The sequence below is a fragment of the Archangium violaceum Cb vi76 genome (assembly GCF_000733295.1).
GTDB lineage: Bacteria > Myxococcota > Myxococcia > Myxococcales > Myxococcaceae > Archangium > Archangium violaceum.
On the sequence record NZ_JPMI01000321.1, the window covers coordinates 24,205 to 37,757 of the forward strand.

General features: G+C 69.2%; 1 protein-coding gene (running past one end of the window). It reads left to right on the forward strand.

Annotation, left to right across the window (positions count from 1 at the left end):
• On the forward strand, positions 1 to 13,553 hold part of the coding region annotated (locus Q664_RS43295; RefSeq protein WP_043410518.1) for a hybrid non-ribosomal peptide synthetase/type I polyketide synthase (this coding region is incomplete at both ends). Its footprint begins 24,204 nt before the window's first position; 13,553 of 37,757 annotated nt are visible.

Consider the following 13,553-nt stretch of genomic DNA (forward strand, 5'->3'; position numbering starts at 1 on the left):
CCTCCAGGCCCGGCTGCCTTCTCACTCGGCTCGCCTCCTCCTGTTGGACTCCGAGTCCTCGGCCCTCTCCCAGCAGCCTCGCCACGCTCCGCCTTCAGGCTCCGGCTCCGACAACCTCGCCTACCTCATCTACACCTCGGGCTCCACGGGACGTCCCAAGGGTGTCGCCGTTCCCCACCTCGGCGTCCTGCGCCTCGTTCTCTCCTCGGACTACGTCCGCTTCTCTCCCGAGGATTGCGTCGCTCACGCCTCCAATACCGCCTTCGACGCCGCCACCTTCGAGGTCTGGGGTGCGCTCCTCTCCGGCGCTCGCCTCCTCATCCTCTCTCGCGAGCAACTCCTCTCGCCTCTCGAGCTCGGCGCCACACTCCGCGCTCACTCCGTCTCCACCCTCTTCCTCACCACCGCCCTCTTCAACCAGGTCGCCGCTCTGGCGCCTTCTTCCTTCTCCTCCCTGCGCAACCTCCTCTTCGGCGGTGAGTCCTCTGACGCTCTCTCCATCCGCCGTGTCCTCGAGGCTGCTCCTCCCTCTCGTCTCCTCAACGTCTACGGCCCCACCGAGTCCACCACCTTCGCCACCTGGTACCTCGCCCGTTCCGTCGCGCCTCACGCCTCTTCCGTCCCCATCGGCCGCGCCGTCTCCAACACCACTGCCTTCGTCCTCGACGAGCACCTGCACCCCGTACCTCCCGGTGTCCCCGGCGAGCTGTACCTGGGTGGCGACGGCCTGGCGCGTGGCTACTTCGGCCGCCCCGAGCTCACCGCCGAGAAGTTCATTCCCCACCCCTTCTCCTCTTCTCCGGGCGAGCGCCTCTACCGCACCGGTGACAAGGCGCGTTGGCTGCCGGATGGCCAGCTCGAGTTCCTCGGCCGCCTCGACTCCCAGGTGAAGCTGCGTGGCTTCCGCATCGAGCTGGGCGAAGTGGAGTCCGCTCTGCGCTCCCACCCGTCCGTGCGCCAGGCCATCGTCGTGGTGCGCCAGGACTCGGGTGACAAGCGTCTCGTTGCCTACGTCGTGCCCACTTCCCCTCGCCCTCCGGGAGAGGGACGGGGTGAGGGTAGTGCGGCCCCCGAGCTCAACACCGCGGACCTGAGCACCTTCCTCAAGGGCACCTTGCCCGAGTACATGGTGCCCTCCGCCTTCGTGCTCCTCGACGCCCTGCCCCTCACTCCCAACGGCAAGGTGGACACCAAGGCGCTTCCCGCTCCCGAGACCGCGCTCTCTTCCTCCAGCAACTACGTCGCGCCTCGCAACGAGCTGGAGCAGCGCCTGGCCGACATCTGGGCACAGGTGCTGGGCGTGAAGCAGGTGGGCATCCACGACAACTTCTTCGAGCTGGGTGGCCACTCCCTGCTCGCCACCCAGGTCGTCTCCCGCATCCGCTCCACCTTCCAGGTGGAGCTGCCCCTGCGCGCCCTCTTCGAGGCTCCCTCCGTCGGGGCCCTCGCGGCCCACCTGGGTGCAGCCCTCCAGTCCGGAGCCACGCTCCAGGCTCCTCCGCTCGAGCCGGCGGACACTTCAGGCCCGCTGCCCCTCTCCTTCGCTCAGCAGCGCCTGTGGTTCCTCGACCAGCTCCAGCCGGGCTCCTCCACCTACAACATGCCCTACGTCCTGCGCCTCGAGGGCGCTCTGGACGAGGCCGCTCTGCAGAACGCCTTCACCGAGCTGGTCCGCCGTCACCACGCCCTGCGCACCACCTTCGGCTCCGAGTCCGGTCAACCCGTCCAGCTCATCGCTCCCACGGCGTCCCTGCCTCTGTCCCGCGTGGACCTCTCCTCCTTGCCTCCCGTGGAGCGTCAGGAGGAAGCCCAGCGTCTGGCCTTCCACTCCGTCATGCGGCCCTTTGATCTGGCCCATGGCCCGCTCCTGCATGCCTCGCTCTTCAAGCTCGAGGAGCGGCTGCACATCCTCGCCATCTCCATGCACCACATCGTCTCCGACGGGTGGTCCATGGGCATTCTCGTGCGCGAGATGGCGGCCCTCTACCAGGCCTTCTCCTCGGGCCAGCCCTCGCCTCTGCCCGAGCTGCCTCTGCAGTACGCTGACTACGCCGTCTGGCAGCGTCAGTGGCTGCAAGGCGCCGCCCTCGAGCAGCAGCTCTCCTTCTGGCGTCAGCAGCTCTCCGGTGCTCCCGCCGCTCTCGAGCTGCCCACCGACAGGCCTCGTCCCTCCGTCCTGAGCCACCGCGGCGCCTTCCTCGAAGTCCATCTCCCCAAGGCGCTCTCCGAGTCCCTCAAGGCCTTCTGCCAGCGTGAAGGTGTCACTCCCTTCATCACCCTGTTGGCCTCCTTCCAGCTCCTCCTCTCCCGCTACTCCGGCCAGGACGACATCTCCGTCGGCTCTCCCATCGCCGGCCGCCGTCACGCAGAGCTCGAGGGCCTCATCGGCTTCTTCGTCAACACCCTCGTCCTGCGGTCTCGCCTCTCGGGTGTCACCACCTTCCGCGAGTTGCTCCAGCAGGTGCGTGAAACCACCCTTGGCGCCTTCGCCCACCAGGACATCCCCTTCGAGAAGCTCGTCGAGGAACTCCGTCCTCCTCGCGACCTGAGCCGCACTCCTCTCTTCCAGGTGATGTTCTCGCTGCTGAATCTCCCGACGGGAGAAGCCCAGCTCCCTGGCCTCACCCTGCGCCCCATCGAGCACGAGGGCACCACGGCCAAGTTCGAGCTCTCTCTCGCCCTCGGCGAGGGCCCGGATGGCTTCGGCGGCACGCTCACCTACAACACGGACCTGTTCGACGCTCAGACCGCGGCGCGGATGATGCGTCACTTCCAGGTGCTCCTGGAGGCCATCTCCGCCCGTCCCGACACCGCCCTGCATGACCTGCCCCTCCTCTCCCCCGAGGAGCGCCAGCAGGTGCTCGTGGAATGGAACGACACGCACGCTGACTTCCCCCGCGAGGCCACGCTCCACTCGCTCTTCCTGGCCCAGGCGCAGCGCACTCCCGAGGCCATCGCCCTCGTCTCCGAGTCCGGCTCCCTCACCTACCGCCAGCTCTCCGAGGCCTCCACTCGCCTTGCCCTGCACCTGCGTTCTCTCGGCGTTGGCCCAGGCGCCCTCGTCGCCCTCTGCCTCGAGCGCTCCCCGGAGCTGCTCGTCTCCCTCCTCTCCATCCTCCAGTCCGGCGCCGCCTGGGTCCCGATGGACCCCGAGTACCCCTCCGAGCGCCTGGCCTTCATGCTCGAGGACAGCGGCGCCAGGCTGCTCCTCACTCGTAGCACCCTGCTCCAGGCCCTGCCCTCCACCCGGGCTCAGGTCCTCACCTTGGACTCGCTCGACGCCCTGCACGCACTGCCTCCCGTGCCCCAGGACACCGTCCTGCCCGAGCCCGAGGCCTCCAGCCCCGCCTACGTCATCTACACCTCGGGCTCCACGGGCCGTCCCAAGGGCGTCCAGGTGGCCCACCGCTCCGCCGTCAACCACCTGCTCTGGCGCCAGCGCGAGTTCCCCATGACTCCCCAGGACGCCTTCCTCCAGAAGGCCTCCTTCAGCTTCGACATCTCCGTCTGGGAGATGTTCGCTCCTCTGCTCTCAGGCGCTCGGCTCGTGCTCGCTCGTCCCGGCGGCCAGAGGGACCCCGAGTACCTGGTGCAACTGGTGCTGCGCCACGGAATCACCCACCTGCACTTCGGCCCCGCCCCGCTGTCCACCTTCCTGCAAACGCCGGACGTCGCGCGCTGCCAGTCCCTGCGCTTCGTCTTCTGCGGCGGCGAGCCCCTCACTCACGAGCTCCACGCGCTCTTCCTCTCCAAGCTCAACGCGCGGCTCGTCCACCAGTACGGCCCCACCGAGGCGTGCATCGACTGCACCGCCTGGGTGTGCCCCTCGCACTCCGTCTCCGCTCTGCCCATCGGCCGCCCCATCTCCAACACCCTGGCCTATGTGGTGGACGCCTCGCTGCAGCCCGTGCCCGTGGGCGTCCCGGGCGAGCTGCTCATCGGTGGTGAGGGCCTGGCTCTCGGCTACCTCGGCCGTCCGGAGCTCACCTCCGAGCGCTTCATCACCAACCCCTTCAGCACCACGCCGGGAGCCCGCCTCTACCGCACCGGCGACAAGGTTCGCTGGCTGCCCGACGGCACGCTCGAGTTCCTCGGCCGCCTCGACTCCCAGGTGAAGCTGCGCGGCTTCCGCATCGAGCTGGGCGAAGTGGAGTCCGCCCTGCGCACCCACTCCTCCGTGCGCCAGGCAGTCGTGGTGCTTCGCCAGGACTCCGGCGACAAGCGCCTCGTCGCCTACGTCGTACCCACTTCCTCGTCCTCCGAGCTCGACACCGCGGACCTGCACACCTTCCTCAAGCGATCCCTGCCTGAGTACATGGTGCCCTCCGCCTTCGTCTCCCTCTCGGCCCTGCCCCTGACTCCCAACGGCAAGGTGGACACCCGGGCGCTTCCCGCTCCCGAGGCTTCCTCGCTTCCGTCGTCGGCGGCCTACGTCGCTCCCCGTGACGAGCTGGAGCAGCGCCTGGCCGACATCTGGGCCCAGGTTCTCCACCTCGAGCGTGTCGGCATCCACGACCACTTCTTCGAGCTGGGTGGCCACTCCCTGCTCGCCACCCAGGTCGTCTCCCGCATCCGCTCCGCCTTCCAGGTGGAGCTGCCCCTGCGTGCCCTCTTCGAGGCTCCCACCATCGGAGCCCTCTCCGCACACCTGGGCGCAGCCCTTCAGTCCGGTGCCTCGCTCCAGGCTCCTCCGCTCGAGCCCGCGGACACCTCAGGCCCGCTGCCCCTCTCCTTCGCTCAGCAGCGCCTGTGGTTCCTCGACCAGCTCCAGCCCGGCTCCTCCGCCTACAACATGCCTTACGTCCTGCGCCTGGAAGGCGCTTTGGACGAGGCCGCTCTCCAGCGTGCTTTCGCCGAGCTGATCCGTCGTCACCACGCCCTGCGCACCACGTTCGGCTCCGAGTCCGGCCAGCCCGTCCAGCGCATCGCGCCCACGGCGTCCTTGCCCCTGTCCCTCGTGGACCTCTCGTCCCTGCCGCCTTCCGAGCGCCAGGACGAGGCCCACCGTCAGGCCTCTCGAGTCGCCCTGCGGCCCTTTGATCTGACCCACGGCCCGCTCCTGCATGCCTCGCTCTTCAAGCTCGAGGAGCGGCTGCACGTCCTCGCCCTCTCCATGCACCACATCGTCTCCGACGGGTGGTCCATGGGTATCCTCGTCCGTGAGGTAGCGGCCCTCTACCAGGCCTTCTCCTCCGGACAGCCCTCACCCCTGCTCGAGCTGCCTCTGCAGTACGCTGACTACGCCGTCTGGCAGCGTCAGTGGTTGCAGGGTGCGGCCCTCGAGCAGCAGCTCTCCTTCTGGCGTCAGCAGCTCTCCGGTGCTCCCGCTGCCCTCGAGCTGCCCACCGACAAGCCCCGGCCCTCCGTCCAGAGCCAGCGTGGTGCCATCCTCGAGGTCCACCTCCCCAAGGCGCTCTCCGAGTCCCTCAAGGCCTTCTGCCAGCGTGAGGGGGTCACCCCCTTCATGGCCCTGCTGGCCTCCTTCCAGGTGTTGCTCTCGCGCTACTCGGGTCAGGACGACATCTCCGTCGGCTCTCCCATCGCTGGCCGCCGCCACTCGGAGCTCGAGGGCCTCATCGGCTTCTTCGTCAACACCCTCGTCCTGCGTGCCCGCCTCTCCGGTGTCACTTCCTTCCGTGAGCTGCTGCACCAGGTGCGCGAGACCACCCTCGGTGCCTTCGCTCACCAGGACATCCCCTTCGAGAAGCTCGTCGAGGAACTCCGTCCTCCTCGCGACCTGAGCCGTTCTCCTCTCTTCCAGGTGATGTTCGCCCTGCAGAACGCGCCGCACTCGGCCATCGAGCTGCCGGGTCTCTCCCTGCGCCCGTTGATGCCGAACGAGGTCTCCTCCAAGTTCGACCTCACCCTCTCCCTCTTCGACAGCCCCGAGGGCTTCTCCGGCGCTCTGGAGTACTGCTCCGACCTCTTCGAGCACGACACCGTCAGCCGCATGGCGAGCCACCTGGGCGTGTTGCTCGAAGCACTCATCTCGCGCCCCGAGGCTCCTCTCTCTTCCCTGTCGCTGTTGACCGGCACCGAGCGCCAGCAGGTGTTGGTGGAGTGGAACCAGACGCGCACCGACTACCCGCGCCACAGTTCCATCCACGGCCACTTCGAGGCCCAGGCCCGTCTCACTCCCGACGCCATCGCCGTCCAGGAGGGCCAGCAGTCCCTCACCTACCGTGAGCTGGACGAGCGCGCCAACCAACTCGCCTGGCACCTGCGCTCCCTGGGTGTCGGTACCGAGACCATGGTGGGTCTGTTGCTCGAGCGCTCCACCGACATGGTGGTCGCCATGCTCGCCACCCTCAAGGCTGGCGGTGTCTACCTGCCTCTCGACACCTCCTATCCCTCCGAGCGCTTGGCCTTCATGCTCGAGGACTCCTCCGCTCGGGTCCTCATCACCCTCCAGTCCCTCCAGGCCCGGCTGCCTTCTCACCCGGCTCGCCTACTCCTGTTGGACTCCGAGTCCTCGGCACTCTCCCAGCAGCCTCGCCACGCCCCGCCTTCAGGCTCTGGCTCCGACAACCTCGCCTACCTCATCTACACCTCGGGCTCCACGGGACGTCCCAAGGGTGTCGCCGTTCCCCACCTCGGCGTCCTGCGCCTCGTCCTCTCCTCGGACTACGTCCGCTTCTCTCCCGAGGACTGCGTCGCTCACGCCTCCAACACAGCCTTCGACGCCGCTACCTTCGAAGTCTGGGGCGCCCTCCTCTCCGGTGCTCGCCTCGTCATCCTCTCTCGCGAGCAACTCCTCTCGCCTCTCGAGCTCGGCGCCACCCTCCGCGCCCACTCCGTTTCCACCCTCTTCCTCACCACGGCCCTCTTCAACCAGGTCGCCTCTCTGGCGCCTTCTTCCTTCTCCTCCCTGCGCAACCTCCTCTTCGGCGGTGAGGCCTCTGACGCTCTCTCCATCCGCCGTGTCCTCGAGGCCGACCCTCCCTCTCGTCTCCTCAACGTCTACGGCCCCACGGAGTCCACCACCTTCGCCACCTGGTACCTCCTCCAGTCCGTCGCGCCTCACGCCTCTTCCATCCCCATCGGCCGCGCCATCTCCAACACCACGGCCTTCGTCCTCGACGAGCACCTGCACCCCGTACCTCCTGGCGTCCCCGGCGAGCTGTACCTGGGCGGCGACGGTCTGGCGCGTGGCTACTTCGGCCGCCCCGAGCTCACCGCCGAGAAGTTCATCCCCCACTCCTTCTCCTCTTCTCCGGGCGCCCGCCTCTACCGCACCGGTGACAAGGTGCGTTGGCTGGCCGACGGCACGCTCGAGTTCCTCGGCCGCCTCGACTCCCAGGTGAAGCTGCGCGGCTTCCGCATCGAGCTGGGCGAAGTGGAGTCCGCTCTGCGCTCCCACCCGTCCGTGCGCCAGGCCATCGTCGTGGTGCGCCAGGACTCGGGTGACAGGCGTCTCGTGGCCTACGTCGTGCCCACTTCCCCTCGCCCTCCGGGAGAGGGACGGGGTGAGGGTAGCTCGTCCCCCGAGCTCAACACCGCGGATCTGAGCGCCTTCCTCAAGGGCACCTTGCCCGAGTACATGGTGCCCTCCGCCTTCGTGCCCCTCGACGCCCTGCCCCTGACTCCCAACGGCAAGGTGGACACCAAGGCGCTTCCCGCTCCTGAGTCCTCGCTGTCAGCGGCGGCCTATGTCGCGCCTCGCAACGAGCTGGAGCAGCGCCTGGCCGACATCTGGGCACAGGTACTGGGCGTGAAGCAGGTGGGCATCCACGACAACTTCTTCGAGCTGGGTGGCCACTCCCTGCTCGCCACTCAAGTCGTCTCTCGCATCCGCTCCACCTTCCAGGTGGAGCTGCCTCTGCGTGCCCTCTTCGAGGCGCCCTCCATCGGGGCCCTCGCGGCTCACCTGGGCTCGGCCCTTCAGTCCGGCGCCTCGCTCCAGGCTCCTCCGCTCGAGCCCGCGGACACTTCAGGCCCGCTGCCCCTCTCCTTCGCTCAGCAGCGCCTGTGGTTCCTCGACCAGCTCCAGCCGGGCTCCTCCACCTACAACATTCCCTTCGTCCTGCGCCTGGAGGGCGCTCTGGACGAGGCCGCTCTCCAGCACGCCTTCACTGAGCTGGTCCGCCGTCACCACGCCCTGCGCACCACCTTCGGTTCCGAGTCCGGTCAGCCCGTCCAGCTCATCGCTCCCACGGCTTCTCTGCCTCTACCGCTCGTGGATCTCTCCTCCCTGCCTCCCGCGGAGCGTCAGGAGGAAGCCCGCCGCCTGGCCTTCCACTCCGTCATGCGGCCCTTTGATCTGGCCCATGGCCCGCTCCTGCACGCCTCGCTCTTCAAGCTCGAGGAGCAACTGCACATCCTCGCCATCTCCATGCACCACATCGTCTCCGACGGGTGGTCCATGGGCATCTTCATCCGCGAGATGGCGGCCCTCTACCAGGCCTTCTCCTCGGGCCAGCCCTCGCCTCTGCCCGAGCTGCCGCTGCAATACGCTGACTACGCCGTCTGGCAGCGTCAGTGGTTGCAGGGCGCCGCGCTCGAGCAGCAGCTTTCTTTCTGGCGTCAGCAGCTCTCCGGTGCTCCCGCCGCTCTCGAGCTGCCCACCGACAGGCCTCGCCCCTCCGTCCTGAGCCACCGCGGCGCATTCATGGAGGTCCGCCTCCCCAAGGCTCTCTCCGAGTCCCTCAAGGCCTTCTGCCAGCGTGAAGGGGTCACCCCCTTCATGGCCCTGTTGGCTTCCTTCCAGCTCCTCCTCTCCCGTTACTCGGGTCAGGACGACATCTCCGTTGGCTCTCCCATCGCCGGCCGCCGCCACGCCGAGCTCGAAGGCCTCATCGGCTTCTTCGTCAACACCCTCGTCCTGCGTTCTCGCCTCTCGGCGGTCTCCTCCTTCCGCGAGCTGTTGCACCAGGTGCGAGAGACCACTCTCGGCGCCTTCGCCCACCAGGACATCCCCTTCGAGAAGCTCGTCGAGGAACTCCGTCCTCCTCGCGACTTGAGCCGTTCTCCTCTCTTCCAGGTGATGTTCGCTCTGCAGAACGTCCCGACGGGAGAAGCCCAGCTCCCTGGCCTCACCCTGCGCCCCGTCGAGCACGAGGGCACCACGGCCAAGTTCGAGCTCTCTCTCGCCCTCAACGAGGGCCCGGATGGCTTCGGCGGCACGCTCACCTACAACACGGACCTGTTCGACGCTCAGACCGCGGCGCGGATGATGCGTCACTTCCAGATGCTCCTGGAGGCCATCGCCGCCCGTCCCGATACCGCCCTGCACGACCTGCCCCTCCTCACTCCCGAGGAACGCCAGCAGGTGCTCGTGCAGTGGAACGACACGCGCGCTGACTTCCCCCGCGAGGCCACGCTCCACTCGCTCTTCCTGGCCCAGGCGCAGCGCACCCCCGAGGCCATCGCCCTCGTCTCCGAGTCCGGCTCCCTCACCTACCGCCAGCTCTCCGAGGCCTCCTCTCGCCTCGCCCTGCACCTGCGTTCTCTCGGCGTCGGCCCAGGCTCTCTCGTCGCCCTCTGCCTCGAGCGCTCCCCGGAGATGCTCGTCTCCCTCCTCTCCATCCTCCAGTCCGGCGCCGCCTGGGTCCCGATGGACCCCGAGTACCCCTCCGAGCGCCTCTCCTTCATGCTCGAGGACAGCGGCGCGACGCTGCTCCTCACCCGCTCCGCCCTGCTCCAGGCCCTGCCCTCCACCCGGGCGCAGGTCCTCACCTTGGACTCGCTCGACGCCCTGCACGCACTGCCGCCCGTGCCGCAGGACACCGTCCTGCCCGAGCCCGAGTCCTCCAGCCCCGCCTACGTCATCTACACCTCGGGCTCCACGGGCCGTCCCAAGGGTGTCCAGGTGGCCCACCGCGCCGCCGTCAACCACCTGCTCTGGCGCCAGCGCGAGTTCCCCATGACTCCCCAGGACGCCTTCCTCCAGAAGGCCTCCTTCAGCTTCGACATCTCCGTCTGGGAGATGTTCGCTCCTCTGCTCTCAGGCGCTCGGCTCGTGCTCGCTCGTCCCGGCGGCCAGAGGGACCCCGAGTACCTGTTGCAACTGGTGCTGCGCCACGGAATCACCCACCTGCACTTCGGCCCCGCGCCTCTGTCCACCTTCCTGCAAACGCCGGACGTCGCGCGCTGCCAGTCCCTGCGCTTCGTCTTCTGCGGCGGCGAGCCCCTCACCCACGAGCTCCACGCGCTCTTCCTCTCCAAGCTCAACGCGCGGCTCGTCCACCAGTACGGCCCCACCGAGGCGTGCATCGACTGCACCGCCTGGGTGTGCCCCTCTCACTCCGTCTCCGCTCTGCCCATCGGCCGCCCCATCTCCAACACCCAGGCCTACGTGGTGGATGCCTCGCTGCAGCCCGTGCCCGTGGGCGTCCCGGGCGAGCTGCTCATCGGCGGTGAGGGCCTGGCGCTCGGCTACCTCGGCCGTCCGGAGCTCACCTCCGAGCGCTTCATCACCCACCCCTTCAGCACCACGCCGGGAGCCCGCCTCTACCGCACTGGCGACAAGGTGCGCTGGCTGCCCGACGGCACGCTCGAGTTCCTCGGCCGCCTCGACTCCCAGGTGAAGCTGCGCGGCTTCCGCATCGAGCTGGGTGAAGTGGAGTCCGCCCTCCTCCAGCATGCCTCCGTGCGCCAGGCCGTGGCCCTCGTGCGCGAGGACGTCCCGGGCGACAGGCGGCTGGTGGCCTACGTCACCGGCGACTCGCCCGATGCCTCCGTCCTGCGCGCCTTCCTCCAGCAGCGACTGCCCGAGTACATGGTGCCCTCGGCCTTCGTCCACCTGGAGGCCCTGCCCCTCAATCCCAATGGCAAGGTCGAGCGCAAGGCGCTGCCGCCTCCCGAGGCCTCGGCGCTCTCGCGCAAGGCGTCGCGCGCTCCGGACACGGAGATCGAACGCGCCCTGGCCACCATCTGGGCCGAGGTGCTGCGCGTGGAGTCCGTGGGTGCCGAGGAGGACTTCTTCTCGCTCGGTGGCCACTCGCTGCTGGCGACCCAGGTCATCAGCCGCATCCGTGCCTCGCTCGGCGTGGAGCTGCCCCTGCGCGTCCTCTTCGAGGCTCCCACCGTCGCCGGCCTCGCCGAGCGCGTCCAGGCCGCCAGCCGCACTCAGGCTCCCGCGCTGAAGCCCGCGGCTCGCGGAGGCCCGCTGCCGCTGTCCTTCGCCCAGCAGCGGCTGTGGTTCCTCGCGCAGCTCGAGCCCGGTAGCACCGTCTACAACATGCCCTTCGCGCTCCGGCTCTCCGGGAGGCTGTCCGCCAGCGCGCTGGCCCAGGCACTCGAGGCACTCGTGCTGCGCCATGAGGCGCTGCGCACCACCTTCCAGCCGGGCCAGGACGGCCCCGTCCAGGTCATCTCCGAGACTCCGCTCTCGAAGCTGCACACGGTGGATCTGGGCTCACTGCCCGAGTCCCAGCGTGAGGCCGAGGTCCTCCGGCTCGCGGAGGAAGAGGCCCGTAGGCCCTTCGACCTGGCGCACGGTCCGCTCTTCCGCGCCTCGCTGCTGCGCTCGAGCGACACCGAACATGTCCTGCTCCTGGCGCTGCACCACATCGTCTCCGATGGCTGGTCCAACGCGATCCTGGCGCGCGAGGTGGCCGCGTTCTACGAGGCCTTCGCCACGGGCCAGCCGTCGCGGCTGCCCGCGCTCCCGGTGCAGTACGCCGACTACGCCGTCTGGCAGCGTGAATGGCTGAGCGGCTCCGTCCTCCAGCAGCAGGTGGACTTCTGGAAGCAGCAGCTCTCCGGTGCCCCCGCGGCGCTGGAGCTGCCCACCGACAGGCCTCGTCCCGCGGTGCTGTCGTACCGGGGCGCCAACCTCCCGGTGAAGGTGTCCCGGAAGGCCTCCGAGACGCTCAAGGCCCTGTGCCAGCGCGAAGGCGCCACGCCCTTCATGGCACTGCTGGCCGCCTTCCAGGTGCTCCTGTCCCGCTACTCGGGCCAGGACGACATCAGCGTGGGCTCGCCCATCGCCGGCCGCACCCGCGCCGAGACGGAGGGCCTCATCGGCTTCTTCGTCAACACGCTCGTGCTGCGCTCGCACCTGTCCGAAGGAACCTCCTTCCGCGAGCTGCTCGCCCGGGTGCGCACCAGCACCCTGGCCGCCTACGAGCACCAGGACGTCCCGTTCGAGAAGCTGGTGGAAGTGCTCCAGCCCACGCGCGACCTCAGCCGCGGCCCGCTCTTCCAGGTGATGTTCATCCTGCAGAACACGCCTGGCGGCGAGTTCCAGCTCCCGGGCCTCACCCTGCGCCCCGTGGAGCATGAGGACGCCACCGCCAAGTTCGAGCTCTCGCTCGCGCTCGGCGAGGGCCCGGACGGCTTCGGCGGCAGCCTCAACTACAACACCGGCCTCTTCGACGAGGCCACGGCGGCGCGGATGATGCGCCACTTCGAGACGCTCCTGGACGTGCTCTGCGCCCGTCCCGACACCGCGCTGCGCGACCTGCCGCTGCTCGGCCGCGACGAGGAGAAGCTGCTGCTGGAGACGTGGAACCCGCCCGGGGAGCTGCCGAGGGATGGCGCGCTGCTGCACTCCCGCCTGGAGGCCCAGGCCCGGCGGACCCCGGACGCGCTGGCGGTGGCGGACGACACGCGCACGCTCACCTATGACGAGCTGATGCGGCGTGCCAACCGGCTCGCCCGCCACCTGCGCACGTTGGGCGTGGGCCCGGAGGTCCGGGTGGGCGTGTGCCTGCGGCGCACGGTGGAGCTGCCCGTCGCGCTGCTCGCGGTCCTCGAGGCCGGGGGCACCTACGCGCCGTTGGATCCGGACTACCCGTCCGAGCGGCTCGGCTACCTGCTGGAGGACTCGAGCGCGGCGCTCGTCATCACCGAGCGCGGCGTGCTCCCGGCGCTTCCCCAGGTGCGTCCCCAGACGCTCGTGCTGGAGGACCTGGAGGCGGTGCTGGCGGCGCAGTCCGACGAGCCGCTGCCCACCTCCTGCGACGCGGAGAACCTCGCCTACCTCATCTACACCTCGGGCTCGACGGGCCGTCCCAAGGGCGTGGCCATCACGCACCGCAGCGCCGCGCTCTTCATCACCTGGGCGCTGAAGGTGTTCGCACCCAGCGAGCTGAGCGGAGTGCTCGCCGCCACCTCCGTGTGCTTCGATCTCTCCATCTTCGAGCTCTTCGTACCGCTGTCCTGCGGTGGCCGGGTGCTCCTCGTCCCCAACGCCCTGCACCTGCCGTCCTTCTCGCGCCGCGACGAGGTGACGCTGGTCAACACCGTGCCCTCCGCCATGGCGGAGCTGGTGCGGATGGGCGGACTGCCGCGTTCGGTGCGGACCGTCAACCTGGCGGGCGAGGCACTGCCCCGGCGCACCGTCGACGCGCTCTACGCGCTGGGCCACGTGGAGCGGGTCCTCAATCTCTACGGGCCCTCGGAGGACACCACGTACTCCACCTCCGAGCAGGTGCCTCGCGACGAGGGCCGCAGTCCGGCGATTGGCCGGCCGCTGGAGAACACCCGGGCGTACGTGCTGGACCGCCACATGCGACTGGTGCCGCCCGGTGTCCCGGGCGAGCTGTACCTCGCGGGTGATGGACTGGCGCGAGGCTACCTGCTGCGGCCGGACCTGACGGCCGAGCGCT